This is a genomic window from Luteibacter sp. (assembly GCF_051958795.1).
Lineage (GTDB): Bacteria > Pseudomonadota > Gammaproteobacteria > Xanthomonadales > Rhodanobacteraceae > Luteibacter.
Genome location: NZ_JBQCFT010000204.1, coordinates 1 through 26,220, shown reverse-complemented (window position 1 = coordinate 26,220; position 26,220 = coordinate 1). Strand labels below are relative to the sequence as shown.

Genomic DNA, 26,220 nt, shown 5'->3' with positions numbered 1-26,220 from the left:
GGCCGACTGGCCCCGCCCCTTTCGCATCACGCCACGACCGGTGCAGGCGCGGGTTTAAGCACGCGCCGCCTCAGCCAGCGGTTGGCCGGTTCGGAGAAGTACCGCGCGACCGCGTGGCCCAAAGCCCATGCGAGCAACAAGGCGGGCGCGTACCAGATCCAGCCCCATGCCTTGTCCGTGCCGCTCATGCGCGCCACGCCGACGAGCGCGAACACCACGAACATGTGCGTGAGGTAGATCTCGTAACTCGCGCGCCCCATGGCCTGCAGCCAGCCCGTGCCACGCATGCCCTTGCCGCCCTCTGGCGAGGCAAGGACGAGGCACGCTGCGGCCACGATCAGCACGAGCAGGTATGGCTCGTGGATCAGCTGCCAGACCCAGCCGCCGGAAAACATGATCGCCACCAGCGCGACACCGCCGATGACGGCGAGCATGCGGCGCACGTGCACGGGCGGGACGCCCCAGCGTGTCCGGGCCAGCGCCGCCAGGACGCCGGCGGCGATCGCCCCCATGCCTGGCAGGTAGGCCTTCTCGCTCCAGATTTCGTTATCGGTGATGGCCGCGCGGGTGAACGGTACCGAGAGGGCCAGCACCACCAGCGCAGGCACCAGCCAGCGCGTGCGGCCCAGGGTGAGGCAGACCAGCGGGAACGCGAGGTAGAACACTTCTTCCACCGATAGCGACCAGAGCACGTCCCAGCCGCCTGGCAACCAACCGTTGCGTCCCTCGTACACGTTCAGGGTGAAGGTGAGCGCGGACAGCGTCGCGCCAGCCGGCGACTGGCCAGGCTTGTCGAAGACGTAGTTCGGCACGCCGGCCACATGGCAGGCCAGGAGCACGGCCAGGAGCGCAAGCAGGCAGGGCACGATGCGCGCCACGCGACGCAGATAAAACGCGCGCCAGTCGATCGCGGCCAGTGAAGCGTCGCGTTCAACGACGTGCCGGGTGATCAGGAACCCGGAGATCATGAAGAACAGGAAGACGGCCTCGTAGCCGTTATAGATGAACCCCTTCAGCAGGAAGACCGGAAGCCACTGGGCCGCGTCGGTCTTGTGCAGCGGAAGGCGCAGCCCGAGGTGGTGCACGACGACCAGCAGGATGCTTATGCCGCGCAGCAGGTCGATGCCTGGGCTGCGCGGTAGGGTGCGTTGGGACACGGGGCGGCTTCCGTCCGGGAAGCCGCCAGCTCAGCGTCCTCAGGTGCAGCCACGCACCAGGAAAATCAGGATCAGAACCGGGATCGGCACGCCAAGGATCCACAACAATACGTAACCGATGCCACCCTTCTGCTTTTCAGCGACCGGCGTCTTCTGTTCTTCCATCTGCGTTTGCCTCCGCACCTTGGGGTGGGGCCAGCGTCGGGTCCGTGGCGTGGAGTGCGCGTGAGTATTGCGCCAGTAACGCATTCGCAACGACACGCCCGTCGCACATCGTGCATTATCTGTGACGGGCTCCCACTGCCAGAAGGACGTCCCATGAAACAGCCGCGCCCGCTCCTGCTTGCCGCCGCCCTGCTCGCCGCCGCGACGGGCGCCCACGCCGCCACCGTGATCCGCGGGGCCCGGGTGATCGATGGCACCGGTGCGCCGCCCCGAGACGACATGACCCTGGTGATCGACGGCGACCATTTCTCGCTGGTCGGGCCCGGCGTGCGGGTGAAGATGCCCGATGGCACCCGCGTGGTCGACTACACCGGCAAGACGATCATGCCCGGCCTGGTCTCCGACCACGGCCACATCGGCCAGGTCGATGGCACGCAAGGTGGCGCGCCATCGCTCTACACGCGCGAGAACGCGGTGCGCCAGCTTCGCCAGTGGCGCGCGTACGGCGTGACCACGGTCACCTCGCTGGGCCTGAACGACCCCGCGGTGTTCTACCCGCTCAGGGCCGACCTGCATGCGGGCAAGGCCGAGGGTGCCGACCTGTACGGTGCGGACCATGGCATCGGCGTGCCCGACGGTGCGCCGCCGGCCAAGGCCAGGACGTCGGGCTCGAACCAGCTCGATCGCCCGGCCACGCCGGATGAAGCGCGCGCGGCCGTCGATGCTGCCGCCGCGCGCGGCACGGACCTGATCAAGATCTGGGTCGACGATTTCAACGGCAGCCTGCCGGTGAAAATGAAACCCGAGATCTGGCGCGCGGTCATTGCCGAGGCCCACGCGAAGCACCTGCGCGTCGCCGCGCACATCTACTACCTGGCGGATGCGCGCCAGCTGGTGGACGATGGCGTGGACATCCTCGCCCATGGCGTGCGTGACAAGCCGGTCGACCAGGGTTTCATCGACGCCATGAAACAGCACGGCACCTGGTACATCGCCACGCTGGACCTCAACGAGTCGGCGTATATCTATGCACGCCATCCCGCCTGGATGGACAAGCCCTTCTTCGCCCACGCGGTCCAGCCCGCCCTTGCCACGCAGTTCGCGGACAACGCATGGCGCGAGAAAGTGGACAAGGATGGCGCCACGCCGGTCAACGAAGCGGCACTGAAAACCAACGAGCAGAATCTCAAGCGGCTCTACGATGCCGGCGTGAAAACCGGCTTCGGCACCGACGCCGGCGCGACGCCGTTGCGCATCCCGGGCTTCGCCGAGCATCGCGAGCTGGCACTGATGGTGGATGCCGGACTCACGCCCGTGCAGGCGATCAACGTGGCCACGCAACGTGCCGCCGAGCTGCTCGGCCTCGATGACCGCGGCGTCATTGCCAACGGCAAGCGTGCCGATTTCATCGTGCTCGATGGCGACCCCACGAAGGATATCGAAGCGACCACCCACATCCAGGCCGTGTGGCAACGCGGCGCGCAGGTGGCCGGCCCCGTGACGACCTTCACGCCCTGAGCCGCCGATGACCCCGCCCGCCGACACCTTCGCGTTCCTGCCGGTCGATTCGCCCACGGCCGCGGAGATCCGCGCGTTCGACTGGGCGACCACGCCGCTCGGCCCCGTGGAAGGCTGGCGGCCCGCGCTCAAGGCGATGCTTGCCACGATGTTCGATACACCGCGGCCCATGTTCCTGTCGGTCGAACCCGGCCAGCAGTTCTTCTTCAACGACCCGTACCGGAGCATGCTCGGCCGCCGCGCGTCGGGCGCCATCGGCAAGACCTTCCGCGAACTCTGGCCGGAGGTCTGGGACGATGTTGCCGCGACCGTCGAACGCGCCCTGGCCGGCGAAGGCACCCTGCACACCGACCTGCCCCTGCACATGACAAGGCAGGGGTTTGACGAGGAAACCTGGTGGACGTTCTCGTATGCCCCGCTGCGCGATGAGCGCGGCGACATCTTCGGGATGTACAGCATCACGAACGAGACCACCCGCGCGGTCCGGACCACGCAGGTGTTGCGCGAGCTGAATGCGTCGCTGGAAGTGGAGATCGACCAGCGCACGCGCGAGCGCGACCAGGTCTGGGCGATCGCCCGCGATCTCTACGTGGTGATGACCCGCGATGGCCACTACCGCGACCTCAACCCCGCCTGGCGCACGGAACTCGGCTACGCACCCGATGAACTGGTCGGCCTGGGCTTCGAGGAACTCATCCACCCCGACGACCTGGACCGCGCACGTGACGCAGTCAGCCAGATGGTCGAAGGCGATGTCGTCGAAGACCTGGAACTGCGCCTGCGCGGCAAGGATGGCGGTTACCGCTGGTTCGCCTGGACCGGCGTGCCGGATGGCGACGTCATCTACGGGATGGGGCGCGACACGCAACGCCGGCGCAACATGGATGACCAGCTACGGCACGCGCAGAAACTCGAAGCGCTGGGCCGCCTCACCGGTGGCATCGCACACGATTTCAACAACATCCTCGGCGGCATCGGTGGCGCCATCGAGGTCGTGACCGAACGCCTCGACCAGGGCCGCGTCGACGGTTCGAAACGCCTGCTCGATGCGGCCCGCGGCGCGGTCCAGCGGGCGGCCGGCCTGACCCACCGCCTGCTTGCGTATTCGCGCCAGCAGGCGCTCTCGCTTTCCGACGTGGATGCGAACGCGATCGTGCATGGTCTCGACCTGTTGTTGCGCCCGTTGCTTGGCGAACAGGTGAGCCTGCAGGTGGACATGGCCGATGCCTTGTGGCGCACGCTCTCCGATGCGAGCCAGCTGGAAAGCGCCATCCTCAACCTCGCGATCAACGGCCGCGATGCCATGCCGCACGGCGGCACGCTGACGATCGCGACGCGCAACGCGGTGGGCGCGGATATCGGCAAGGGGCCGTCTGATTACGTGGTGGTCGACGTCACCGATACCGGCACGGGCATGTCGGCGGCCGTTGTCGAGAAGGCGTTCGATCCGTTCTTCACCACCAAGGCCATCGGCCAGGGCACCGGCCTTGGCCTCTCCATGGTCGATGGCTTCGCCCGGCAAACCGGTGGCCGCGCCGTCATCACCTCCGCGCCCGGCAGGGGTACCACGGTGAGCCTGTGGTTGCCGCGGCATGTCGGTGCGCCGGCGGCGAAGCATTCGCACATCGAGAGCCCCGCGCGGCGTGGCGGCGGCGAGCATGTGCTGCTGGTCGAAGACGAAGACATGCTGCGCTCGCTGACCCGCGAGGTGCTCGAGGAAGCGGGCTACACGGTGAGCGATTGCGCGGAAGCCAACGCCGCGCTGCTGTTGCTGGCCGCCGAAGACGCGCCGGACGTGCTCGTGACCGATGTCGGCCTGCCCGGCATGGACGGGCGGCGCCTGGCGCAGGCGGCGCGCGAACGGCAGCCGGGCCTCCCCGTGCTCTTCATCACGGGCTACGCGTGGGAAGCGTTTTCGGACAGCCCGGTGCTGCCGGAAGGCTGCGCCATCCTCAGCAAGCCGTTTTCGGTACACGCGTGGGTGGATGCCGTAGCCGACCTGCTCGACGGCACGCCCGCGTAACGCACGCATTCCATTTCCTTGACCCCGGCGCGCGGAGACTGCGAAGCATGAAGCCCGGAGAACCCATGAAGCGCACCCGCTACTACGCCTTGATCGCGTTGATCATCGCCATGCTGGCGATTTTCGTGGTCGGTGCGATCCGCAAGGGCGGGCCAAATGGCGACGTGCCCGATGATGGCCGGGCGCCGTCGAGCCAGCCCTCGGGGCGTTAGGCCGGTTCGGCTTCTTCGTTGGCGCGCATGGATGCCTGGGCAGCGGCGGCGCGCTGCATGGCGACAAGGAAATCGACCCCATAGCGCATGACGAACGGCGCGACATGACCCGGCATGCAGCCATCGGGTAGCGCGTTCACTTGGGTGTTATCGAGTGGCTCGGACAGCGACGAACGACTTGCCATGGCCTTGACGGCCCCCTTTCTGGTATTCCCCCGTCGCCCTTGTTAGCGGAAAGCCCCCGGCGCGTCAATAGCGCCACCCCCTGCGGCATTTGGGCGCACGCGACTGACCGCCTCCGGCCCATGGCGTCACCAGCCCTAAAATAGGCCTTGCGCGCTTGCTGCGCGCGGGAGGTCCAGCCGTGCATTACGCCCCCGATGTCGCCATGCCACCGCCCGCCCTGCGTCGTGGCGCCGCCTGCTGCAATGACGCGTGCCGGCATGCGCACAGCTGCCAGGCCACCCGGGGTGGCGCCGCGGAACTGCTGGCCATGCGCGACATCGTCGAGCGCGTAGGCCCCTTCTCGGACGGCGACCGCCTCGTGCAACCCGATGCGCCCCACCTGGCCGCCTATGCCGTGCTCTCCGGCCTGGCCATGACCGTGGCCGGTGGCCGCGTGCTCGCGTTCCACATGCCGGGTGAGCTTTTCGCGCTGGATATCGCACGCCAGGGCCAGCATACGGCCTCGGTCGTCGCGGTGGGCAAGACGTGGTTCTGCCGCTTCCCGCGCGCGGCTACAGACGCCTTGTGCGAGCACGACGACGCCATCGCGAGCCACCTGCGTGGCTTGCGTCGGCAAGAGCGCCGCCTGGCCCTGCGGGGTGGCGATGCCCCTGCCCTCGCCCGCGTCGCGTCCTTCCTGGCGGACCTGCTTGCGCGGCGCCGCCAGGTGGAACCCGATACCACCTTCATACCCCTGCCGATGTCACGCGACGACATCGGCTCGCACCTGGGGATGAGCGCGGCCACGGTGACGCGCATGCTGGCCCGCCTGCGCGCCGATGGCAGCCTGACAGTCAGGAACGACGGCGTCGGGATCACCGACGCCGCCGCCCTGGCCGGGCACGGCCTTACAGCTTGACCTTCACGCCGACGGTGAAGAACCGGCCCACTACGCCCGCCTGCGCATAGGTCGGGTTGTAGTTGAGCCCCGCATAGTTCAACGGATCGAACGGCGCCTTGCGGTCGAACGCGTTCATGATGGAGCCCGTGATCGATACCTTCTCGGTCACGTCGTAATTGCCGGTGAAGTCGACCTGCGTGTACGACGAACTGCGGCAGGAGGACGGGAAATCCGCGCCGGTCAGTGTGTTCGTCGACTGGCACCCCGGCGCGACATCCGGCGCGGTGAGCTTTATGCTGCTGGTGTAGTAGATCGTCCCGGTAAGCGTGAGCTTGCCCCACTGCACGCTGTTCGCCCACGAGCCGCGGTACCGCGGCGTGCCTGCGCCGGACGAAAGTCCGTACGGACCATGCGTGCCGACGAACTGCAGCTTCGAACCATCCTGGAGCGTCAGCACCCAGCTGATGATCTTCGTCAGGTTGATCTCGCTGGTGAAGCGGACGTTCTCGGCGAAATTGAAACCGCCCTTCAGGTCGAGATCGATACCCTTCGTCTCCAGTGAGTTCTGGTTGACGTACGGCGCGACCACGACGATTGGTCGCGGCAGCGCATCCGGCGCCGCCGGGTCGGGTACGTCCTGAACGATGCTGGACGCCGTCGGCAACGGCTGGCCGGCGTAATACGCGGCAAGCACGGCCGACGGGCTCTGCTGGCCGATCACACCGGTCTTCTTGATCCGGTAGTAATCGAGCGACGCGCTGATATCGTCGGTGGGCTGGAACACGAGGCCGAAGGTCCAGCTCTTCGAGCGCTCCGGCTTCACCTTCGGGTTGGCCGCGGTCAGGAACGCCAGCGGGTAAGGCTGCACGTAACCGCTGTTGTTGTGCAGGTTCTGGAACTCCTCCGGCGGCGTGTACGTAGCGAACCCTTCCGCTTCGCTCGACCCGTTCTCGGCGAAGCTGGGCGCGCGGAATCCTTTCGAGAACGTGCCGCGCACCGCCAGTTGCTGGATCGGCTTCCACTTGATGCCGATCTTCGGCGAGAAGCTCTTGCCGAAGTCCGAGTAATGGTCATAACGACCGGACACGTCGACCTCCAGCGATTCCAGGAACGGCGCATCCAGTTCCACGTACGCGCCGGTCACCGTGCGGTTGCCCTTGGTATGCGCGATGCCCAGACCCTGCGCAGCGAGGTCGGGATTCAGGTCAGGATCGTTCTGCTCCTCGTGGCGGACGTCGATACCCGTGGCAAGGCCCAGCGAGCCGCCCGGCAAATCGAGCAGCGGCCGGCTGACCCGGAAATCGAACGACTGCAGGTCGCTCGTGGAGGTCTTATGCAGCGCGGGCGCCAGCGCATCCAGGAACGCGCGCGAATTCTGCGACGGATCCAGGAAGTTGTACGTGCCGTTGGTGATCGCCGCGATCAGCGAGTTGTAGTTGAGCAGACCGTACGTATCGGTATCGAGCGATGAATGGTTGAACACCAGCGCGGTGTCGTAACTCCAGTCACCCCACGAACCAGTGACGCCGCCGGTGATGCGCAGGTTGTGGTTCTTGTTCTGGCCACCGCCCGTCACGCCCGGGAACGTGTAGTTGATCAGCGCGGCCTTGCCATCCGCCGCGAACGGGTTGTTCGGGTTGAGCGAGCCATCCGGCAAGGTCGCCGGCAGCGCGATCGAGTTGGTGTTGTTCGGCGTGCTCGCCTGGATCTGCGGCGGTGGGCCACGGAAGTTCGTCTTGACCTGGTAGTAGCTGGTATCGATGTACGCCTGCGTGGTGTCGTTGAGCTTAAGCGTGAAGCGGCCATACACGCCCGCGCGTTCCATCTCCGGTGCGATATCGAAGTACCGGGTGCGGTTATAGGCGCAGTAGCTCCCTGGGTTGTTTGGGTCGTCGGTGATCAGCGTGCTGCCGGCGCCGCAGGGCACGAGTGGCTGCGAGACCGCGCCCGGGTCGGCGACGCCCGAGGTCACGTCGCCCGGCGTGCCGAGCGTGCCCGGGGTCACCGTGCCGTACAGCGAACCGGAGTTCTGCGAGGGCTGGCCGCCGATCAGGTTGTTGCCGCCGCTGCGCCGCGTGTCGTTGGTGTTGTACGGGTAGCCGCGGTCGCCCACCTTGATCCGGTCGTCCTTCTGGTACTCGGCGCTGAAATAGGCGTTCCAGCCGTCCTTGCGCAGGTCGCCGCCGCCGAACAGCACGGTGCCACGCCGGGTGGTGCCGCCGCCCTTCTGCGACGTACCGACCTCGCCGCTGAACTCGGCGCCCTTGAAACTCGGCTTGAGGATGATATTGACGACGCCCGCGATCGCGTCCGCGCCGTACAGGGACGACGCGCCATCCTTCAGCACTTCGATCCGGTCGATGGCGTTCGAGGGGATCGTGTTGAGGTCGACGAAGGAACGCTGGCCGTCGTCAGCCAGTGGGTAGTTCGCGGCGCGGCGGCCGTTGATCAGGACGAGGGTGGAGTTCACGGTCAGGCCGCGAAGCGCCACGCCCGAGGAACCCGCCGCAAAGCCGCCGGTGAACGCCGGCGGGATCGAGCCGCTGTTATCGGCGGAAACCGCGCGGATGACATCCGAGACCGTCGTGAGGCCGCTCTTCTGGATCTGGTCGGCGGTGATCGTGGTCACCGGCGATGGCGTCTCGACATCGATGCGTGGCAGTGCCGAACCCGTCACGGTGATCGCGGCCAGTTCGGTCGTGCCCTTCTGGTCGCCCTGCTGCGCCGGGGCGGGTGGAGGTGGCAGTGGGGGCGCGTTCTGCGCGTAAGCGGAGCCGCACGTGCAAGCCAGTGCGGTGGTGATGGACAAAGCGAGGCCGTGGCGCCGAAGCGCCATGTGTGCGTGCGTTTTCATTGTGAGTCTCCGGAGCCTTTAGGGGAGTGGGGCTGGGACTTTCGCGGCGGGGGAATATGCGAAAAACGCAACATTCACGGGGCCGCAATGAAAACCTACGCCGTGTAAACCGCGCGTACCATCGGCCATTCGGAATAGCTTACGCCGCGTTGCGCGGCGTTTTCTGGCACGACCTATGCAGCGTACCGGCGCCGCCTACTCGTCTTCGCCGGGGTCGAAACCCTCGCGTTCCTTCATCAGCTCGCGGGCCGCCGTGATGCCCAGGCGCAGGCCCTCGGCGCAGGCGTCTTCCTCATTGTCGTGCAGGGTGACGCACAGCTTTTCCTTCAGCTCGTCGCCGTCTTCGCTGATCACGTATTTGCCGCGCCAGCGGCCTGGCTTGGCCACGTAGCACGAGCCTTCGACGTCGAAATATCCAATCTTGCGATGTGCCATGGTCGGGTGAATCCTCCTCGATCCACCCCATCGTATGCATCGCGCATCAACGCAATGTGCAGCCGCTACTGCAGGCTCTGCACCGGTCGCTTGGCATTGGACTCGAACTCCCGCCAGACGCCATCGGCGCCCTCCACGGAAACCAGTACCTGGACCTGTCCCTGGGTACCCAGCAGCTTGGATTGCTGCACCGCGTAGGCGATGGCCGCCACGCGCGTTTCAAAATTTTCCGAGGGCACGCCGTTGAGCTGGACATGCCAGAGGCCCGCCAGGTCAGGGTGGAACGGGATGTCGTAAATCACCAGGGCCATGGGGAACGCGATTGCTCCAGCGCACATGCTTTGCCGCCGGTCCCATGGGGTTGGGTTCTTACGGTCGGACGGCGCAGCTTAGTCCTCCGGCGACCCGGCCACAACGGAAGATCGCTTGGCGAAACCTTCACGGCACCTACACCCGGGTGCGCGTCAGCGCGGCGCATCGTACGTACCCGGGCTCTGCGCCGTCGCCCGCCACGCCTCGGTGCGTTCCCGGCCCGCATCGAGCAAGCCCTGGCGCACGCCTTCCAGGTCACGGTCGGCGGTGTACACCGGGGTGCCGGGCTGTTGCCGCCATGAGTCGGCAAGCGGACCGGCATCGACACCGTCGAAGCCGAGCTGGTCCACCAGCTTCAGCACGACGGCCTTGGCGTTGTCGTCGTCACCGGCCACCGGCAGGGCGATGCGGTCGCGCTCGGTGGCTGGCTTGCCCATGGCGCCGAGGTGCTCCGCGTAGATGTTGTTGAACGCCTTGATCACCGGCCGCCCCAGTTGCTGCGCCACCCACTGGCTCTCGGGCATCCCCTCCTCGATCGACGCGATGCGGCCGTCGCGCTGGCGCGGATAATAATTGCCGGTGTCGACCACGACGACATCACCGGCAACGTTCCCGAACAGGTTGGCCGGGAGGTCCGGAACGCGCGATTCGGGGATGGTCACGATCACCAGGTCAACATCGACGACCGCTTCGCTGGCCGCGACGGCGACCGCGCCGGTCTGGTTCTCCAGCTCCGTGAGGGTCTGCGGCCCGCGTGAGTTCGCGATCTTCACGTCGTGGTCGAGTTCGCGGAAGCGCCGCGCCAGCGTGCTGCCGATCTGCCCTGCGCCGATGATCCCGATCTTCATGCGTGCCCTCGTCCACCGTGGAAACTTTCGATCATCCGCCGGTGACGTGAATACAAGGCGAGCGCCGGGTGAGCCTGTCGCCATCCCCTGCAACGGCCTCCGCTAGACTCCGCGCATGACCCGACGTCCCCGCCTCCCCCTGCTGGTCCTCGCCCTCACCCTGGCCGTAGGCGCCAGCGCCGCGACGGCCCAGACGCCCCCGCCACTACCCGCACCCGCGACCAGCGTGCCCACGCTCGAGGCGGTGACTGTCAGTGGCGTACAACCGGGCCCGGGCCTGTGGCGGGCCACGCGAGGCGACCATGTCCTGCTGATCCTCGGCACGCTGTCGCCCATCCCGGGCAACATCACCTGGAAGACCGACGACGTCGACGACGCGGTGGCGCACGCCGGCGCGCTCATCCTGCCACCGCACACCGAGGTGAAGCCCAACGTCGGCTTCTTCGGCAAACTGGCCCTGCTGCCCTCGCTGATCGGCGTGCGCAACTCGCCCGATGGCAAGACGCTCGAGGAGACCGTACCGCCGGACGTCTACGCACGCTGGCTTGCCGTCAAGGCGCGTTACATCGGTGACGAACGCAAGGTGGAGCGCTACCGGCCGATCTTCGCCGCGATCGAGCTCTATAAGCAGGCCGTGAAGAAGTCCGGCCTGCGCAAGTCCGGCTACATCACCGATGCGGTGGTGGACATGGCGAAGCGGCACAACGTGAAGCAGGTGCCCGTGGAATACACCCTGCTCGTCGATGATCCCCGCGCGGTGGTGAAGGAATTCAAGCGCTCGACGCTGGACGACCTCAGCTGCTTCACCCAGAGCGTCGACAACATCGAAGCCCAGCTCGCCGCCATGCGCGAACGCGCCAACGCGTGGGCCACCGGCGACGTCGATGCGCTACGCGATGAACGCCGTGCGAAGCAGATCTCGACCTGCCTCGACGCCGCCACGGAAAGCGGCCTCGCCCAGCGCATCGGGCTGACCGATGTACCCGCGCAGGTGCGTACGCGCTGGCTGGCCGCAGTGGACACGGAAGTGGCCGCCAATGCGCAGACCGTCGCCATCGTGCCGCTGGATGACCTGATCGGCCCGAACGGTTACCTGTCGGCGCTCGCGGCGAAGGGCTTCACCGTCACCTCACCGGATGAGGGCGACGCCGCGGACAAGACCGCCGGCGGGACGCCCTGACGGATCACCGCTGAAAAATCATCGTCCGGACCGCTCGCCCACGCGCGGTCCGTGACCCGGCCCAGCCGGCGCCACTCATCCACCGTCATGCGGTTGTCGAGGGCGCCGTTATCCATGAGGTATTCGGGCAGGTAGCCCGTCAGCAGCAGGCGGATATCCATCGGCAAGCCATCGTCGATGCGCCGTGCCATGCGGTAGACGATGGTCGTGCAGTTCGAGGTGATGGTGTTGTAGAAGCGCGGCTTGTCGGCCAGCCGGTTCGCCGCCTCCACGTAGGACAGGAACAGCGAGCGCATCGCTTCCGGCGGCATCCGCAGCGGGAACAGGTAGTCGTCCTCGCCGCGCACGTTGGTGCGGACCCGGATGATGTCCCGCTCGTCCGCCGCGATCAGCACCAGCTCGAACTGCTTGAAGAACCCGCCGACCTCGGAGAACGCTTCACCCTTTTCGCGGCGGATCTCCATCGAGAAGACGATGTGCCGGCCATCCTGAAAGCCGAACGAGAGCATGGCGTGGGCAATCGCCTCGCCGGACCAGTACGACAGCACCGCATCGGCGGAGACGAGTTGCGTCAGGTCGTACTCACGGGTCTCCCAGCGGCTGTCGTAGTCGTCCTCGGCGCGCCACGTGAAGTTGCGGACGTTGTGCAAGGTGACCCGGTCGCCGTGCACCTCGCCCGAAAGCAGGCGGGCGACGTCATCCGACCAGAGCCGGTCGTTGCGCGGCGGGATCGTCATCCACCACGCGACCAGCACCCCCAGCAGGGCGACGAGGCACAGCGGCGCCCACCACACACGCCAGCCGAGAAACGCAACCAGCAGGGCCAGGTAGATCGCCGACCATGCGACAGCGCCAGCCAGGCGGACGCCGGGCGTGCCCGGCAGCTGGTAGCGCAACGCGAGGGCACCCCACGCGCCCGACGCGAACAGCAACAGGCCGGCGACTGCGCCAGCCACGCTGCGCGCGAGCATCCGGCGCTTCCTCATCGGGTAAAACGGTCGTGGTGGTCGCTCATCCGCCTAGCGTGGACGGAGCGGGACGCGCTTGCAACGTTTCCAGGCAGCTCAGGCGTTGCCGCCCATGCTCGCCTCGCGGATCGCCCTCTCGAGCTCCTGCGCACTGTAGGGCTTGCGCACCATCGGTGCGCGGTACTTTCCCGGTATATCCAGCGGCATGGCACCGGTGGCGATGACATAGGGGATGCCGCGGCGCTTCAGTTCATCGAGCGCCGGGTACGCCATGATGCCACGCAGGTCCAGGTCCACCACCGCCACGTCACAGCGGGCGACATGGGCCACGCGCAAGGCTTCTTCGATGCAGCCGGCACATTCCGCGACGTCGTAACCGAGGCGCGCCTCGAGCAGGTCGGTCAGCGCGGACGCCAGTCCGCCATGGTCCTCGAAAACGATGGCACGTGGTGCGACTGAAGTAGTGGCCATAGCGAAGCTCACGTCAGCAGTTTCGGACTCCCCGGAGCAGAAACTACTACCGAATTTGCATGCGGGCCATAGTCCAACAGGCCGATTTGGAGCATTTGTACGTGCGTACTTTCACGTATGCGAAGGCGCGCACTTTTATCTCGATCCATACGTCGTGGCGTCACATAAAAACCTACGGGCGATCGTCTGGCTCGACAATAAAAGGCGGGGCCCCGCCCTCGCCTTTCCCCCGGGTGCCGACATCGTCGGCCACGCGGGCGAGGCGCTGCGCGATCCGCGCGCTGTCCCGCCGGAGGGTATCGCCCGGCTTGCCTGCCTGCGCACTGGCGATCATCGCCGCCTGGGCCTGCTTGAGCCGCACGACGCCAAGGTTGTACTCGGCCTGTGGGTAGCCGGGCCGGAGCTGGATGGCGCGCCCGTAGGCGACCACCGCCTCGTCCGGCTGCTGCAGGCGGAACCGGGCGTTGCCCAGGCGAAACCAGGCGTCGGCGTCGTCAGGCTGGGCATCCACGATCGTCGCGTAGAGCTCCGCCGCGTGGCGCATGTCGCCGGCGGCATAAGCCTGGTTCGCTTCCTGCGTGCTTTTCGCCACATCGAGGGTGGGCCGCCGCGGCGGGAGAGTCCCGTGGCTGGCGCAGCCCGCGAGCAGCGCTACCGCCATGCCCACGGACCAACCGGAAGTTACACGCTGCATCGGACGCACTCCTCTGGTGCAGGTTCGTCCACCCGACATTGCCCGTGCAGCTGCCCATCCGTCAATTCTCACAAAAGGTCGAAGGCCTTCAGGGCATTGCGTAAACGGCTTGAGACCAGGTCGAGGAGCTTGCGGCGCAGGTAGAAACGCCAGGCCAGCCAGGTCGCCAGCCGCGCGCGCAACCCGGCGGTCGCGGCGACGTACAGCGCCTGCATGCGGCCTTCCGCCAGCGGCATGATCGTCTCCACGTCAAACGCCCCCCGCGGCCACGCCGGCACGGGCTCGCGCAGCGAGCCGCAGCCACCGACCAGCGGGATGACCGGCGCGAAGCGTTCGCCATCGACCTCGCGGAGATACCCCGCCATGGCCGGGTCGTCGACCCAGCTGGCGAAGATCGGGTTGGCGGCGGGCACCAGCAGGCGCTCTTCGAGGAAGCGCTGGCAGTTGCGCCGGCCGAGCAGGAAATCGTGGTGGCGATACGCCTCCGAGAGGAACCCGGAGAAGCCACCCAGCGCGCCGGCGGCCAGCGCGCGGCCACCGATCCAGCGCGGGCCCGGTTCGAGCGCGGGACGGCTCGGCGCGATCATGAAGCGGCTGTACACCGGCGCGTCGAGCGCCAGCGCCACTTCCTCAGGCTTGAAGCGCGCCTGCTGCTTCCAGGCACCGAACAGCGACGCCATCGATTCGATCAAATTGGTCGCATCGGCTTCCACCGGGCCGGGTGCCTCGGCTTCCGGGAACGGGTCGAGCATGATCACGATGCGGTTGACCTTGTCACCGTCGCGCGGGTTGCGGCCCAGCGTGCCTGCCAGTTCGGTACGCGCCAGCTCGAACGGCTCGTTGTCCATGGCCCCGCCATCCACCGCGACGAACCGGTATTCACCGTCCTCGCCGTCACCATCGGCCCAGGCCGGCGGCAACGGCACCGGCGTGGCCATCCCGTCCCTGCCCGGGACCACCACCACACGCTGGTCGTAGTCGGTCCACGGCCGGCTCACCTGGCGAAAGCGCAGCCCCGCGGGGAACGCCGACGAAGCCAGGGCGGCCTGCATGAAGGCGCGCCACGGGGGCGTACGCGCGTGGCTGGGGCCGGTCACCAGCCGCTCGTCGGGAAACATCCACTCGCCCGCGCGATCGCCCTGCCCCGTATCCACGGCGAAGCGCAGCCAGTCGGCGTGGGCCATCATGCCGTGGCCCGGGATTTCCGGGTTGCCCTTGAACTGCACCATGTACGGCACCCCGCGCAGGTTCGTCACGGTGAAGACGCACTTCAGCGGATTGGCGACGTACGGGCGTACTGCGGGCGCGCCCGTGTGGTCCAGCATGTCCGCCGCGATCGTGTCCAGGCAGGTCGAGTCGAGCAGGGACGCAATCGGCTGGCTCGGATCGGCCAGGTCGGCCTTGCCCAGCAGTTCGCGCACATCGATCCGCTTCACCCAGGCATCGTAGAAGGGGTTGCCCGTCACGCCTTCCGGTGCAGGCCCAGCGTGCACATGGGGAAAGCGGTACGGCAGCGCGATGCCGGACAGCACCCCGTTGATGCTGCCCGCGGAGGCACCGGAGATGACCCGCAGAAGTACGTCGTGCCGGGGCACCGGCAGCCCGCGTGCCTTCGCCTCGTACCAGTGGTCGAGCGCTTCGTAGAGGAAATCGAGCACGCCAGCGGCGTACGCGCCGCCCGATACGGCACCGGCAAGCGCCAGCCCCAGCTCGAACGTCCCCGGCCGGCAGGCAGGGGTCTCCCGGGGCCGCGCCAGGGGTAACTCGTTATCAGCCATCGATGGATCCCGTGGGGTCGCAGGATCGCGCCGCCCCCTCGGCGCGTCTCGTGGAACGCGGCGACCTTACCGCGCCATCCACTGCGCGGCCAAGGCCAGCGCCGCCGGCAAGGCCTGCACATAGAGGATCCTGCGGCTGGCGGTGAGCGCGCCCCACAGCCCGGCGACCACCACGCAGCCCAGTCCGTAGAACACGAACGCGGTCGCAAACGGCTCGCGCAGGGCCAGGCCGAGCACCAGCGCGACGACCAGGAACCCGTTGTACAGGCCCTGGTTCGACGCCAGGGCTGCACTTTCATTGGCGAACGCCGGCGTGATCCCGAAGACACGCGGCCCGCGCGAGCGCCAGAGCAGCATTTCGAGCACCACGATATAGACATGGATCAGGATGACGATGGCGGTCAACACGGTGGCGAGCAGGCTCATGGCGGTCCTTCGTTCGGTGGCGATCCGCGCAGCATAGCGATGGACGGCCGGATGTGAAGGGCCGTGGGTTTACGTAGGCCGATCGTTCGATTGCGCCGCGCGGGCGGGACGGGTCAGATAGCGGGATGCGCAATGTCATGGCAGCCCAGGAGATATCGCTGGAGGCCCTCGGGCTGCTCCAGGCCTTGCTGCACCACGACTACGATGAAGCGCACTTCCGCGCGGGCCACGTGGCCCGCCATGCCGCGCTGCACGAGCACCTGCCCGTCGCCGATGCCGCCGAACGCATCGAGACCCTGTTGCAGGAGGGCACGCCCGATACCGATGCCCTGCACGTCGCGCTGCGCAGCCTTGCACATTCGGTCGATCGTATGCAGCTGATTGCCCTGCGTCGCGCCGGCAAGCTGTTCTGAGCGCCCTGCTCGGGTAGGATCGGGATCTACGTCCCGGAGCCTGCCGCATGAGCCACCTGTCCGACTTCATCGATCCAAGCGTGCCACCCAGCGGGACCGGCTGCGTCGAATGCATGGCGGCAGGCGACTGGTGGTTCCACCTGCGCCGCTGCGCGAAATGCGGCCACATCGGCTGCTGCGACGATTCGCTCAACCGCCATGCGCGGAAGCACTTCGAGGAAACCGGCCACGAGATCATCCAGACCTTCGAGCCCGGCGAGGACTGGTTCTACGATTACCGCACGGACGACGAGGTGCGCGGCGCGCCGCGCCTTGCCGATCCCCAGCACCACCCGCGCGACCAGCCGGTCCCCGGCCCCGCGGGTACCGTGCCGCGCAACTGGCAGATGATCCTCATGCGCCGCAACGAGCAGGAACAGAACGAACGCAATGACTGAGCTTATCGAGTGGGATGACTTCACCCGGGTGGTGATGGTGGCTGGCACGGTCACCCGCGCCGAGACCTTCCCCGAGGCGAAGCGGCCCGCCTACCGCATCTGGGTGGACTTCGGCCCGCACGGCGAACGCAAGACGAGCGCGCAGGTCGCGGGGATCTACCAGCCGGATGAACTCGTCGGCCGGCAGGTCATTGGCGTGATCAATTTTCCCGAGAAGCAGATCGGCCCCATGCGCTCGCAATTCCTGCTCACCGGCTTCCATACCGATGAAGGCGTGGTCATCGCGACCACGGAACGTAACGTGCCCAATGGCACGCGGCTGGCCTGAGATACCGATGTCTGTTTCCGATCCGTTTGAAAACCTCCCTGTCGACGAAACCCCTGCCAGTGTCGTGGCCTTCTGGCGCGATGCCGGCCCGGCGCGCTGGTTCGAGAAGGATGACGCCTTCGACCGCGAGTTCCGCCGGCGCTTCCTGCCTGCGCACATGGCCGCTTCGCGCCGCCGGCTCGATCACTGGATGGAGACGGCGGAAGGTTCGCTCGCGCTGGTGATCCTGCTCGACCAGCTCCCGCGCAACGCCTTCCGCGATTGCGCGCACATGTTCGCCACCGATGCGCTGGGTCACCACGTCGCCCGGCAGATGCTGGCGCGCGGGTTCGATCAGCAGATCGAAGGCGACATGCGCGTGTTCTGCTACCTGCCCTTCTCGCACGCGGAAACGCTGGCCGACCAGGACCTCGCCGTGGAACGCAACGAGCCACTCGGCGACCCGTACCTCAAGTTCGCGATCATCCACCGCGACGTCATCCGCCGTTTTGGCCGGTTCCCGCACCGCAACCATGCCCTGGGCCGCGAGACGACGGCTGACGAGCAGGCGTTCCTCGACGAGGGCGGCTTCGCAGGATGAGGGCATGGCTTTGAATATCTGGGTCGACGCCGACGCCTGTCCGAACGTCATCAAGGACATCCTGTTCCGTGCGGCCGAGCGCGAGCAGGTCGAGGTCACGCTCGTGGCGAACCAGTGGATCCGCACGCCCGCTTCGAAGTTCATCCGCTCGATCCAGGTCCCCGGCGGCTTCGACGTGGCGGATGACGAGATCGTCCGCCGCGTGCAACCGGGCGACCTGGTCGTCACGCAGGACATCCCGCTGGCGTCGTTCGCCATCGAGAAAGGCGCACTGGCCTTGCATCCTCGTGGGGAGCTGTTCACCCGCGACACGATCGCGGCGCGGCTCTCCATGCGTAACTTCATGGAAGAGTTGCGCGGCGCAGGCGTCGATACCGGTGGCCCCGCGGCGATGCACCCGCGCGACCGGCAGAACTTCGCCAACGAGCTCGATAAATGGCTGGCGCGCCGGCGCAGCCAGGCGAGCCGCTAGGTCGGCACGGCTCAGGCGGTGGCGGGAATCGTCCGCGGCAGTTCGGCCGCGGAAACCGGGCTGCCCAGCAGGAAGCCCTGCAGGGCGTTGCAGCCGAGCCGGGTCAGCAGTTCCTGCTGCTCCACGGTCTCCACGCCCTCGGCGACGATCTTGAGCCCGAGCGTCTTGCCCAGCGCGATGATCGCCGCGACGATCGCTTCGTCGTCATTGCCCTGGGCCAGTTCGGTCACGAAGCCGCGGTCGATCTTCAGCTCATCCGCGGGCAGCTGCTTCAGGTACAGCAGGCTGGAATAGCCCGTGCCGAAGTCATCGATCGAGATGCCGACGCCGAGCGCGGCCACCTGGTTGAGGATGGCGAGGCTGGTTTCGGCATCGCGCATGGCGGTGGATTCGGTGACTTCCACGGTGAGGTGGCGGGCATCGATCCCGTGGCGCGCCAATGCGTCGCGCAGCGTATCGACCAGCCCCACATGGTTGAGCTGGGCCGTGGAGACGTTCACCGCTACTGTCCACTCAGCGTGCCCGGCATCGCGCCACACACGCATCTGCCGGCACGCTTCGTCGATCACCCAGTTACCGATGGGCACGATGAGGCCGGTGCGCTCGGCCACCGGCAGGAACTGGTCCGGCGGCACCAGGCCTTCGCCCGGCTTGTTCCAGCGCAGCAGCGCTTCAACGCCCACCATGGGACCACTCGGCGAGACCAGCTTCGGCTGGTAATGCAGGGTGAACTCGCCACGATCCAGCGCACGCCGAAGGTCCTGCTGGAGCTTCAACTGCTGGTGCACATTGACGTTCATCACGGTCTCGAAGAAGCGGAAGCCACGGCGGCCCTGCTCCTTCGCGTGGTACATGGCGGCATCGGCGTTGATCATCAGCTCGTGACGCGAACGGCCGTTTTCCGGATACAGCGCAATGCCGACACTGGCGGAAACGTGCGCCGTCACGCCGTTGATCAGGTACGGCTCGCTGAGCAGATCGACGAGTTCCTCGGCCAGCATGGCCGCATCCTCGGGGCCGCTGATGTCGAAGACGACGACGAATTCGTCGCCACCAAGGCGCGCAACCGTTTCTTCCTCGCGCTTGCAGGCGAGGATGCGCCGTGACACATCACGCAGCAGCTCGTCGCCGACATGGTGGCCGTAGACGTCGTTGACCGCCTTGAACCCATCCAGGTCGAGGAACAGCACGGCAAAGCGGCGGCCGCTCCTCGACGCATTGTGGATCGCCTGGTCGAGGCGGTCTTCCAGCAACACGCGGTTCGGCAGGCGGGTCAGGTTGTCATGCATGGCCAGTTGCAGCAGTTCGCTGTTGGCGCGGTCGAGCGAGCTGGCCAGCATGTTCGCGCGCGCATCCAGCATGGCCACGGCGAGCGCACTGGCGAATACGGACAGGGTCACGACGATGACCACGACGGCGAGGTACTTCACATCGATGCCACCCGCCACGGCCGCACCGCACCAACTGCCCTCGGGGAAGCTCGCGGCCGCCATGCCGGTGTAATGCATGCCGACGATGGCGCAACCCATGACCAGGGAGGCGCCGAAACGCGCAACCCATACCCGGCCGGTATCACGACGCAAGCGGAAAGCGATCCACAGCGCCGCGCCGGAAGCGAGCACGGCGAACAGGACGGAAAGGGAAAAGAGCAGCGGGTCGTAGACCACGCCCGGCATCATCCGCATCGCGGCCATGCCGGTGTAATGCATCGCAGAGATACCGGCACCCATGAGCAACGCGCCCACCGCCAGGCGGCGCTTCGGCAACTCGCTCTGGCACACCAGCCAGAGGGCGAACGCCGACGAGGCCACGGCAATGACCAGCGACAAGGCGGTCAGGTCGATGTCGTAACCAAGGGTGATCGGCAGGCTGAAAGCCAGCATGCCTACGAAGTGCATCGCCCAGATGCCCAGGCCCATGGCGAACGAACCGCCCGCCAGCCAGAGCAGCGACGCCCGCCCCCGCGTGCCGGCCACGCGGCCAGCCATGTTCAGCGCCGTGTACGAGGCCAGGATGGCCACCACGAACGAGAACACGACGAGGACATTGCTGTAGCTGCTGACGAGCATCACTGCCTTCCACACTCTGCCCGTACGTGGGCCATAGATAACAATTTCGGTAGTTATGACGAAATCTTGAGCACTTTGCCGAATTTGCCGTCGGTTTCTTTCGAGCACAAAAAAACCCGCTTTCGCGGGTTTCTTTGCGATCCGGCTGAGGTTGTCCGGATCTCTGTTGGTGCCCAAGGGGGGACTCGAACCCCCACGACCTAAGCCGCTACCACCTCAAGGTAGTGCGTCTACCAATTCCGCCACCTGGGCATAACTTTTAAAACTGGGGTGTTGCTCTGTTACTTCTTGGCCGTCGAAGCGGGTGCCGGGTTGGCTGCCTGCTGCGGGGCCGGAACATCGTTGTTCGCCGCCGGGGCCGTGGCCGCCGGGACATCGCCGTTGGCCGCGGGGGCCTTGGGCACGTCGGTAGCCGGAGCCGCCGCGTTGTTTGCCGGAGCCGCCGGTGCCGTGGCGCCAGACATCACGCCGAGATCCGCGGTGGGCTGGGGGTTACCCGTATGGCCAAGGTAGATACCCATGCCAAGGCTCAACACGAAGAACAGTGCGGCGAGCACTGCGGTGGCACGGGTCATGAAGCTCGACGAGCCGCGCGCACCAAACACGGTTGCGGAAGCACCGCCACCGAAACCAGAACCTGCCTCCGCACCTGCACCGCGCTGCATAAGAATCAGCACGATCATCGCTGCGGCGATCAGGATATAGAAAACGCTGAAGAGAATGAACATGTCTTCTTGTTTGCCGTGTCGCGAATTATCGACGCGCCGCGGCGCATTTGCATATATCCAGGAAATCGGAAGCCACTAAAGCCGCGCCTCCGATCAGTCCCCCGTCTACATCCGGCTGGGCGAAAAGTTCGGCCGCATTGGCCGGCTTGACGCTTCCGCCGTAAAGCACCCGGGTCAGGAGCGAGATATTAGCATCCTTTTTTGCCAATTGGCTACGGATGAACGCATGAATTTTTTGCGCCTTGTCCGGCGTGGCCGTCAGGCCCGTTCCGATCGCCCAGACCGGCTCATAGGCAATGACGGCTTCGCGGAACGGCTCGATGCCGTTGTGCTCGAGCACGGCGCCCAGCTGGCGGGCGATGACCGCCTCGGCCTGCCCCGCCTCGTGTTCTTCCTTCGTTTCGCCCACGCAGAGGATCGGGGTGAGCCCCGCCTGCCGCGCGGCCTCGAACTTCTTGGCCAGCAGGGCATCGGATTCGTGCTGGTACTGGCGGCGCTCCGAATGGCCCACCAGCACCCACGTGGCGCCTACATCGTGCAGCATGGCGCCCGAGATTTCCCCGGTGAAAGCCCCCTGGACGTGGTGTTCGGACAGGTTCTGCCCACCGAAACCCAGGCCCCGGTCGCCGTAGCGGTCGGTCAGCTCGTTAAGGAACACATCGGGGGGAAACACCAGCACATCGGTGCCATCCGGCAGGTCTTCCACGATATCGCGGACGAGCTTGTCGGCCATGGCCCGCGAGCCATGCATCTTCCAGTTTCCGGCGACCAGCTTCTTGCGCATGGCTTGGCTTCCAGGCGGTGGCAAAGGGGCGGCAGGATAGCGGCGGGGCCGTAGCTGGCAAAGCTGCATTGCCGCATCGGGCCGCCGCATGCGGCGTTCACCGAGGGTAACGCATGCTTCGGGCATTTGAGCTTGTCGGATCCGGCCTATCATTGCCCCATGCGTATTTTGAGAATTCTCTTCATCGCCCTGCTCCTCATCGGCCCGGGGCTCGCCGCCGCCCAGGACACGGACGCAGCGCCCACCCCGGCCCAGCAGCTGGACGACCTGCGCGGGCGCCTGGATGCCGCCGAAAAGGCCATGAAGGCCGCCGACATCACCGATGGCCAGATCGACGATCTCCGCGGCCAGGTCAGCGACATCAACAGCCAGTCGCAGAAGCTGTCGAGCTCCCTGCAGCCGAACCGCGACGCCGCCAAGGCGCGGCTCGACCAGCTCGGCCCCGTGCCGACCGGCGGCAACAAGGAGCCGCCCGAGGTGGTCCAGGCCCGCCGTGATGCGCAGAAGGCGTTCGATGCGGTGGACGGCCAGATCAAGCAGGCCGACGCCATGGCCCTCGAGGCCAGCCAGACCGCCAACGCCCTCTCCGATCTGCGGCGTACCCGCTTCCAGGAACGCATCTCGCGGCAGAGCTATTCCCCCCTGTCGCGTCCGTTCTGGTCGGAGCCCGCCAAGGCGTTCCCGCGCGATGCCGCCAACGTGCGGGACTTCGTCAGCCAGGCGCAGGCGGATATCGCGAACAGCTGGAGCAACGGGAACCGCACCGCGCTGGTGAGCTGCGTGGTGCTGGGCCTGCTGATGATGACGGGGCTGCGCTTCTGGATCGAATCACGCGTACGCAGCCTCACGGCCAACCGCATGCCACCGGGCCGCCTGCGCCGCTCGGCCCTGATCGTCGGTATCACCCTCACGTCGGCACTGACGACGGGTATCGGCACGCAGCTGTTCTATGTGGGCCTCAACTGGCGCGACACGTTCAGCGACGAGACCAACGAAGTCGCCAGGGCGATCGTGCGCCTGGTGTTCTTCGGCGCATTCGTCGCCGGCCTCGGGCGCGCGCTGATTTCCGCGAAGCGCCCGTCGTGGCGTCTACCCGCCATTTCCGATGAGACCGCGCTGAGCCTGCGTCGCTTCCCGATGCTGTTTTCGTTCGCGGTCGTGGTGTTTTATTTCCTTCGCGTCCTCAACCGCGTCATCGGTACCAGCCTCGCCGCCGAGGTGCTCACCAGCAGCCTGCAGGCGCTGGTGCTGACGGTGTTGACCGCCCTGGCGCTCATCCGGCTCAGCCGGACGCACCACGTGGTGGAAGAAGGCAGCACCGAGCCGCCGCGGCCCATCTGGGCCAGCCTGTTCATCGCAGCGGCATGGGTGGCGATCGTCGCCTCCTGGATCGCCCTGCTCACCGGCTTCATCGCCTTCGCGTCCTTCGTGGCGGGCCAGGTGGTGTGGACGCTGATCGTTATCTCGGCCACTTACCTCGCCATGCGGCTGGTGGATGATCTTTTCGAGACCCTGCTCTCCGAGAAGGGCCCGATGAGCGCGCGTGCGCAGGCGATCTTCGGAACCCACCCCAAACTGCTCGACCAGGCCGGCGTGCTCCTGTCCGGCGTGTCGCGGCTTGCGCTGTTCCTGTTCGGCCTGACCGCCGTGATCTCGGGTTTCGGTGCCGGCACGTCCGACATCATCGATCTCGCGAGCAAGCTGCAGCAGTTCAAGGTCGCGGGCGTTACGCTGCAGCCGGGACAGATCCTCGGTGGCATCGGCGTGTTCTTCGTGGGCCTGCTCGCCGTACGCGTGGTGAAGAGCTGGATGGCGGAGCAGTACCTTCCGCGGACCAACCTTGACCCAGGCATGCGGACCTCGCTGACGACGCTGCTCGGCTATGTCGGCATCGTGGTTGTCGTGTCGATCGCCCTGCTCTCGCTGGGCCTGTCCCTGCAGAACATCGCCTGGGTCGCCTCGGCACTCTCCGTGGGTATCGGCTTTGGCCTCCAGGCGATCGTGCAGAACTTCATTTCGGGCCTCATCCTGCTGGCCGAACGGCCGGTCAAGGTCGGCGACTGGGTCGTGCTCGACGATGCCGAAGGCGATATCCGCCGGATCAACGTGCGCGCCACCGAGATCCAGGTGGCCGACCGGTCGACGATCATCGTGCCGAATTCTTCGTTCATCACGAAGCCCGTGCGCAACATGACCATGGCGAACCCGCAGGGGCGCGTGCTGATCAAGCTGCCCATGCCGCTGGATTCCGATCCGGTCGCGGTGCGCGATCACGTCCTCGACGCCATGCATCATCACCAGGGCGTGGCGGAAACCCCCGCGCCGTCGGTCACGCTGGACAGCATCGACCGCGCCGCGATGACCTTCGCGATCACCTGTTACGTCGGCAGCCCGCGCGACGTGGGTGGCGTGAAGAGCGACCTGCTGTTCGAGATCATCGCGCGACTGCGCGGCGCGGACATCCCGCTGCTGCGGCCGCAGGACCTGGTGCTGCGCTCAGGCGGGAACATGGGCGACCTGGTGGGGCCGACGGGGGCTGGGGCGCCGAAGGCTTCGACTGATCCGGAGGCCTGAGCCACGATCCACCGCGCTGTAGGAGCCCACCCTGTGGGCGACATCTTTCGCGGCGGCGCCACAGGTCCTGTGGCTCTTGCGCGAACGGCGTCGCCCACAGGGTGGGCTCCTACATCGATTAGTCCTTGACCGGTGCCAGGCGCAGGTCCTGGAAGTCGAAGCTGAAGTCGGTCAGCGGCGAGACCGGCTCCATGCGCACTTCGCGCACCTTGCCGTCCGGATCGAGCGAGAAGTTGACGAACGCATCGCCGTTGAGCGAGCGGTCGTTCCAGTGCGCGATGAACGTATCGTGCTGCCACGGCTCCAGCGTGCCGGTGAGCTGCGCGGTCTTCGTGAAGCTCATCACCAGCTTGCCGCCCTGCTTCGTCACCTTGACGTCGCCGTACCACGGGTCGCGATACGTGCCGGCGTAGCCATCCAGCGGCAGCGAGGGCTTCGCGCCCTTCATGCGCGCCGCCTCGTGCTTCTTCATGCTGTCGTCGGCGTTGCCTTCCTGCTTTTTCACGGAAGCCGCATACGCCGCGATCCAGTCGGTCTTCGGCGCATCCATGTATGCATCGAGCGCTCGCATCGTCACCGCCTGGAACGCTGCGCCGCTTTCCTGGTTGGTCAGCACGACCACGCCGAGGTTCAGGTCAGGCACCAGGGTCAGGCGCGAGACCATGCCCGGCCAGCCGCCGGTGTGCCACACCAGCTTGTGCCCGCGGTAATCGGACACGAACCAGCCCTCGCCATAACCGGAGAAGTTGGGCACCGCGGCCTTCAGTTCCGGCACGCTCGGCTCGGAGATGCGGATCGGCGTGAGCAGCGACCACATTTCCTTCTGCCGCGCAGCGGAGAACAGGCGCTGCTGATTGCCGTTCGCATCGGTGTACAGGCCGCCGGCGAGCTGCATGTTCATCCACTTCGACAGGTCATGCACGCTCGAATAGATGCCGCCGGCCGACGGGTTGTTGTTCCACGACATCGGCTCAACCGGCTTCAGGTCCTTGAAGTCGAACTTGGCGTGGCCGATCGCGGTGTCGTCGCCCGGGTTGATATGGTCCGGCGCGCTGGTGATCGACTCGGTCATGCCCAGCGGCTGGAAAATGCGATCGCGGACAAAATCGGCCCACGAGTGGCCGGACACCTGCTCGATGACCAGGCCGGCCACGGCGAACAGGATGTTGTCGTACGCGTACTCGGCGCGGAAGCTGTTGGTGATCGGCACGTAGCGCAGGCGTTCGACGACTTCCTTCGTCGTGTACGTGGTCGCCGGCCAGTACAGCAGGTCGCCCGCGCCGAGGCTCAGGCCGCTGCGGTGTGCCAGCAGGTCGCGCACGCGCATCTCGCGGGTGACGTACGGATCCGACATCTGGAACCACGGCAGGCGGTCGACCACGCGGTCGTTCATGTCGAGCTTCTTCTGGTCGGCGAGGATCGCCAGCGAGGCCGCGGTGAACGCCTTGGTATTCGAGGCGATGGCGAAGCGCGTGTGCGCATCCACCTTCGCCGGCTCGCCCAGCTTGCGCACGCCCGAGCCCATCTCGAGCACGATCTTGCCGTCCTTCACGATCGCCACGGCAATGCCCGGCACATCGAACTGCTTGCGGGTGGCGTCGACATAGGCGTCGAAGTCCGCGAGGGCCACGGGGCGTGCTTCGCTGGAAGCAGTGGCGGTGGCCGGCGGGGTGTCCTGCGCCTGGGCTGCGCGCGCGAAGGCGAACGACGTGACCCCGAAGGCGAGGA

At 66.7% G+C, this 26,220-nt stretch carries 27 protein-coding genes and 1 tRNA gene; 11 read left to right on the top strand and 17 right to left on the bottom strand.

The window, feature by feature from the left end:
* Positions 1-26: 26 nt before the first annotated feature.
* Entirely contained in the window at positions 27-1,157 is a 1,131-nt protein-coding gene (locus tag ACTHLF_RS10460; protein WP_440327212.1) for an acyltransferase family protein, read from the bottom strand.
* 39 nt (positions 1,158-1,196) lie between these two features.
* Positions 1,197-1,322, bottom strand: coding sequence for a hypothetical protein (locus ACTHLF_RS10455; protein WP_440327210.1), 126 nt, complete (start codon positions 1,320-1,322; stop codon positions 1,197-1,199).
* 153 nt (positions 1,323-1,475) lie between these two features.
* Between ACTHLF_RS10455 and ACTHLF_RS10450 the strand changes: the two genes are divergently transcribed.
* The 3 genes from ACTHLF_RS10450 to ACTHLF_RS10440 all read left to right on the top strand — a co-directional run bounded on the left by ACTHLF_RS10450 (position 1,476) and on the right by ACTHLF_RS10440 (position 5,075).
* A complete protein-coding gene (locus ACTHLF_RS10450; RefSeq protein WP_440327208.1) occupies positions 1,476-2,840 on the top strand; it encodes an amidohydrolase family protein in 1,365 nt (454 codons plus the stop codon).
* 7 nt (positions 2,841-2,847) lie between these two features.
* Positions 2,848-4,863 carry a PAS domain-containing protein gene (locus tag ACTHLF_RS10445; RefSeq protein ID WP_440327207.1) on the top strand — a complete coding sequence of 672 codons (2,016 nt, stop codon included), beginning with the start codon at positions 2,848-2,850 and terminating at the stop codon, positions 4,861-4,863.
* Between the two features lie 65 nt (positions 4,864-4,928).
* On the top strand, positions 4,929-5,075 hold the full coding sequence (locus ACTHLF_RS10440; RefSeq protein ID WP_440327205.1) for a hypothetical protein: 147 nt from the start codon (positions 4,929-4,931) through the stop codon (positions 5,073-5,075).
* On the opposite strand, the gene ACTHLF_RS10435 is transcribed toward ACTHLF_RS10440, so the two are convergent.
* On the bottom strand, positions 5,072-5,260 hold the full coding sequence (locus ACTHLF_RS10435; protein ID WP_440327203.1) for a hypothetical protein: 189 nt from the start codon (positions 5,258-5,260) through the stop codon (positions 5,072-5,074). The genes ACTHLF_RS10440 and ACTHLF_RS10435 overlap by 4 nt on opposite strands.
* A 179-nt stretch (positions 5,261-5,439) precedes the next feature.
* Here ACTHLF_RS10435 and ACTHLF_RS10430 point away from each other — a divergent pair, with 179 nt between their 5' ends.
* Entirely contained in the window at positions 5,440-6,159 is a 720-nt protein-coding gene (locus tag ACTHLF_RS10430) for a Crp/Fnr family transcriptional regulator (protein WP_440327201.1), read from the top strand.
* Here the strand turns inward: ACTHLF_RS10430 and ACTHLF_RS10425 are convergent.
* The 4 genes from ACTHLF_RS10425 to ACTHLF_RS10410 form a co-directional block, all read right to left on the bottom strand.
* On the bottom strand, positions 6,149-8,995 hold the full coding sequence (locus ACTHLF_RS10425) for a TonB-dependent receptor (RefSeq protein ID WP_440327199.1): 2,847 nt from the start codon (positions 8,993-8,995) through the stop codon (positions 6,149-6,151). The two genes, ACTHLF_RS10430 and ACTHLF_RS10425, sit on opposite strands and share 11 nt — an antisense overlap.
* 195 nt (positions 8,996-9,190) lie before the next feature.
* The gene (locus tag ACTHLF_RS10420) at positions 9,191-9,430 is read right to left on the bottom strand and encodes a hypothetical protein (protein ID WP_440327197.1); all 240 of its coding nucleotides are present in this window, start codon (positions 9,428-9,430) and stop codon (positions 9,191-9,193) included.
* A 65-nt stretch (positions 9,431-9,495) separates the two neighbouring features.
* Entirely contained in the window at positions 9,496-9,741 is a 246-nt protein-coding gene (locus ACTHLF_RS10415; RefSeq protein WP_440327195.1) for a hypothetical protein, read from the bottom strand.
* A 153-nt stretch (positions 9,742-9,894) separates the two neighbouring features.
* The gene (locus ACTHLF_RS10410; protein WP_440327194.1) at positions 9,895-10,674 is read right to left on the bottom strand and encodes an NADPH-dependent F420 reductase; all 780 of its coding nucleotides are present in this window, start codon (positions 10,672-10,674) and stop codon (positions 9,895-9,897) included.
* A 31-nt stretch (positions 10,675-10,705) separates the two neighbouring features.
* On the opposite strand from ACTHLF_RS10410, the gene ACTHLF_RS10405 reads away from it, so the two are divergent.
* Positions 10,706-11,770: a TraB/GumN family protein gene (locus ACTHLF_RS10405; RefSeq protein ID WP_440327192.1), complete on the top strand. Its 1,065-nt coding sequence runs from the start codon at positions 10,706-10,708 to the stop codon at positions 11,768-11,770.
* Here ACTHLF_RS10405 and ACTHLF_RS10400 read toward each other — a convergent pair.
* The 5 genes from ACTHLF_RS10400 to ACTHLF_RS10380 form a co-directional block, all read right to left on the bottom strand.
* Positions 11,680-12,741 (bottom strand): lipoprotein N-acyltransferase Lnb domain-containing protein, encoded by a 1,062-nt coding sequence (locus ACTHLF_RS10400; protein ID WP_440327191.1) that lies wholly within the window; start codon positions 12,739-12,741, stop codon positions 11,680-11,682. The genes ACTHLF_RS10405 and ACTHLF_RS10400 overlap by 91 nt on opposite strands.
* Positions 12,742-12,834: 93 nt before the next feature.
* On the bottom strand, positions 12,835-13,209 hold the full coding sequence (locus tag ACTHLF_RS10395; RefSeq protein ID WP_440327189.1) for a hypothetical protein: 375 nt from the start codon (positions 13,207-13,209) through the stop codon (positions 12,835-12,837).
* 172 nt (positions 13,210-13,381) lie between these two features.
* Positions 13,382-13,903 (bottom strand): tetratricopeptide repeat protein, encoded by a 522-nt coding sequence (locus ACTHLF_RS10390; protein WP_440327187.1) that lies wholly within the window; start codon positions 13,901-13,903, stop codon positions 13,382-13,384.
* Between the two features lie 68 nt (positions 13,904-13,971).
* A complete protein-coding gene (locus ACTHLF_RS10385) occupies positions 13,972-15,681 on the bottom strand; it encodes a patatin-like phospholipase family protein (RefSeq protein ID WP_440327186.1) in 1,710 nt (569 codons plus the stop codon).
* 66 nt (positions 15,682-15,747) lie between these two features.
* A complete protein-coding gene (locus ACTHLF_RS10380; RefSeq protein ID WP_440327185.1) occupies positions 15,748-16,107 on the bottom strand; it encodes a DUF1304 domain-containing protein in 360 nt (119 codons plus the stop codon).
* 137 nt (positions 16,108-16,244) lie between these two features.
* On the opposite strand from ACTHLF_RS10380, the gene ACTHLF_RS10375 reads away from it, so the two are divergent.
* From ACTHLF_RS10375 to ACTHLF_RS10355, 5 genes are read left to right on the top strand one after another with little or no spacing between them, the layout of a single operon-like run.
* On the top strand, positions 16,245-16,520 hold the full coding sequence (locus tag ACTHLF_RS10375) for a hypothetical protein (protein WP_440327183.1): 276 nt from the start codon (positions 16,245-16,247) through the stop codon (positions 16,518-16,520).
* Positions 16,521-16,567: 47 nt separating this feature from the next.
* Positions 16,568-16,957, top strand: coding sequence for a UBP-type zinc finger domain-containing protein (locus tag ACTHLF_RS10370; protein ID WP_440327181.1), 390 nt, complete (start codon positions 16,568-16,570; stop codon positions 16,955-16,957).
* Positions 16,950-17,285: a tRNA-binding protein gene (locus ACTHLF_RS10365; RefSeq protein WP_440327180.1), complete on the top strand. Its 336-nt coding sequence runs from the start codon at positions 16,950-16,952 to the stop codon at positions 17,283-17,285. Before ACTHLF_RS10370 ends, ACTHLF_RS10365 begins: the two co-directional genes overlap by 8 nt.
* 7 nt (positions 17,286-17,292) lie before the next feature.
* Positions 17,293-17,865: a DUF924 family protein gene (locus tag ACTHLF_RS10360; protein WP_440327178.1), complete on the top strand. Its 573-nt coding sequence runs from the start codon at positions 17,293-17,295 to the stop codon at positions 17,863-17,865.
* A 4-nt stretch (positions 17,866-17,869) separates the two neighbouring features.
* Entirely contained in the window at positions 17,870-18,337 is a 468-nt protein-coding gene (locus ACTHLF_RS10355) for a YaiI/YqxD family protein (RefSeq protein WP_440327177.1), read from the top strand.
* Between the two features lie 11 nt (positions 18,338-18,348).
* Here ACTHLF_RS10355 and ACTHLF_RS10350 read toward each other — a convergent pair whose 3' ends face one another.
* The 4 genes from ACTHLF_RS10350 to tpiA all read right to left on the bottom strand — a co-directional run bounded on the left by ACTHLF_RS10350 (position 18,349) and on the right by tpiA (position 21,918).
* Positions 18,349-20,406, bottom strand: coding sequence for a putative bifunctional diguanylate cyclase/phosphodiesterase (locus ACTHLF_RS10350; protein ID WP_440327175.1), 2,058 nt, complete (start codon positions 20,404-20,406; stop codon positions 18,349-18,351).
* 167 nt (positions 20,407-20,573) lie between these two features.
* A tRNA-Leu gene (locus ACTHLF_RS10345) sits at positions 20,574-20,658 on the bottom strand.
* Between the two features lie 29 nt (positions 20,659-20,687).
* A complete protein-coding gene (gene secG / locus ACTHLF_RS10340) occupies positions 20,688-21,134 on the bottom strand; it encodes a preprotein translocase subunit SecG (protein ID WP_440327174.1) in 447 nt (148 codons plus the stop codon).
* A gap of 25 nt (positions 21,135-21,159) precedes the next feature.
* Positions 21,160-21,918, bottom strand: coding sequence for a triose-phosphate isomerase (tpiA, locus tag ACTHLF_RS10335; protein ID WP_440327172.1), 759 nt, complete (start codon positions 21,916-21,918; stop codon positions 21,160-21,162).
* 159 nt (positions 21,919-22,077) lie between these two features.
* On the opposite strand from tpiA, the gene ACTHLF_RS10330 reads away from it, so the two are divergent.
* Positions 22,078-24,492, top strand: coding sequence for a DUF3772 domain-containing protein (locus ACTHLF_RS10330; protein WP_440327171.1), 2,415 nt, complete (start codon positions 22,078-22,080; stop codon positions 24,490-24,492).
* Between the two features lie 118 nt (positions 24,493-24,610).
* On the opposite strand, the gene ACTHLF_RS10325 is transcribed toward ACTHLF_RS10330, so the two are convergent.
* Positions 24,611-26,220 (bottom strand): serine hydrolase (locus ACTHLF_RS10325; RefSeq protein WP_440327169.1); only part of this gene is annotated, 1,610 nt, incomplete at its 5' end.

Coding starts and splice junctions, on each gene's coding strand:
- ACTHLF_RS10415 (WP_440327195.1), bottom strand. CDS start 9,741: ATGGCCCTGGTGATTTACGACATCCCGTTCCACCCTGACCTGGCGGGC.
- ACTHLF_RS10350 (WP_440327175.1), bottom strand. CDS start 20,406: ATGCTCGTCAGCAGCTACAGCAATGTCCTCGTCGTGTTCTCGTTCGTG.
- ACTHLF_RS10445 (WP_440327207.1), top strand. CDS start 2,848: ATGACCCCGCCCGCCGACACCTTCGCGTTCCTGCCGGTCGATTCGCCC.
- ACTHLF_RS10380 (WP_440327185.1), bottom strand. CDS start 16,107: ATGAGCCTGCTCGCCACCGTGTTGACCGCCATCGTCATCCTGATCCAT.
- ACTHLF_RS10435 (WP_440327203.1), bottom strand. CDS start 5,260: ATGGCAAGTCGTTCGTCGCTGTCCGAGCCACTCGATAACACCCAAGTG.
- ACTHLF_RS10330 (WP_440327171.1), top strand. CDS start 22,078: ATGCGTATTTTGAGAATTCTCTTCATCGCCCTGCTCCTCATCGGCCCG.
- ACTHLF_RS10455 (WP_440327210.1), bottom strand. CDS start 1,322: ATGGAAGAACAGAAGACGCCGGTCGCTGAAAAGCAGAAGGGTGGCATC.
- ACTHLF_RS10405 (WP_440327192.1), top strand. CDS start 10,706: ATGACCCGACGTCCCCGCCTCCCCCTGCTGGTCCTCGCCCTCACCCTG.
- ACTHLF_RS10440 (WP_440327205.1), top strand. CDS start 4,929: ATGAAGCGCACCCGCTACTACGCCTTGATCGCGTTGATCATCGCCATG.
- ACTHLF_RS10400 (WP_440327191.1), bottom strand. CDS start 12,741: ATGCTCGCGCGCAGCGTGGCTGGCGCAGTCGCCGGCCTGTTGCTGTTC.
- ACTHLF_RS10375 (WP_440327183.1), top strand. CDS start 16,245: ATGGCAGCCCAGGAGATATCGCTGGAGGCCCTCGGGCTGCTCCAGGCC.
- ACTHLF_RS10360 (WP_440327178.1), top strand. CDS start 17,293: ATGTCTGTTTCCGATCCGTTTGAAAACCTCCCTGTCGACGAAACCCCT.
- secG (WP_440327174.1), bottom strand. CDS start 21,134: ATGTTCATTCTCTTCAGCGTTTTCTATATCCTGATCGCCGCAGCGATG.
- ACTHLF_RS10365 (WP_440327180.1), top strand. CDS start 16,950: ATGACTGAGCTTATCGAGTGGGATGACTTCACCCGGGTGGTGATGGTG.
- ACTHLF_RS10420 (WP_440327197.1), bottom strand. CDS start 9,430: ATGGCACATCGCAAGATTGGATATTTCGACGTCGAAGGCTCGTGCTAC.
- ACTHLF_RS10395 (WP_440327189.1), bottom strand. CDS start 13,209: ATGGCCACTACTTCAGTCGCACCACGTGCCATCGTTTTCGAGGACCAT.
- ACTHLF_RS10385 (WP_440327186.1), bottom strand. CDS start 15,681: ATGGCTGATAACGAGTTACCCCTGGCGCGGCCCCGGGAGACCCCTGCC.
- ACTHLF_RS10410 (WP_440327194.1), bottom strand. CDS start 10,674: ATGGCGACAGGCTCACCCGGCGCTCGCCTTGTATTCACGTCACCGGCG.
- ACTHLF_RS10450 (WP_440327208.1), top strand. CDS start 1,476: ATGAAACAGCCGCGCCCGCTCCTGCTTGCCGCCGCCCTGCTCGCCGCC.
- ACTHLF_RS10425 (WP_440327199.1), bottom strand. CDS start 8,995: ATGAAAACGCACGCACACATGGCGCTTCGGCGCCACGGCCTCGCTTTG.
- ACTHLF_RS10355 (WP_440327177.1), top strand. CDS start 17,870: ATGGCTTTGAATATCTGGGTCGACGCCGACGCCTGTCCGAACGTCATC.
- tpiA (WP_440327172.1), bottom strand. CDS start 21,918: ATGCGCAAGAAGCTGGTCGCCGGAAACTGGAAGATGCATGGCTCGCGG.
- ACTHLF_RS10370 (WP_440327181.1), top strand. CDS start 16,568: ATGAGCCACCTGTCCGACTTCATCGATCCAAGCGTGCCACCCAGCGGG.
- ACTHLF_RS10390 (WP_440327187.1), bottom strand. CDS start 13,903: ATGCAGCGTGTAACTTCCGGTTGGTCCGTGGGCATGGCGGTAGCGCTG.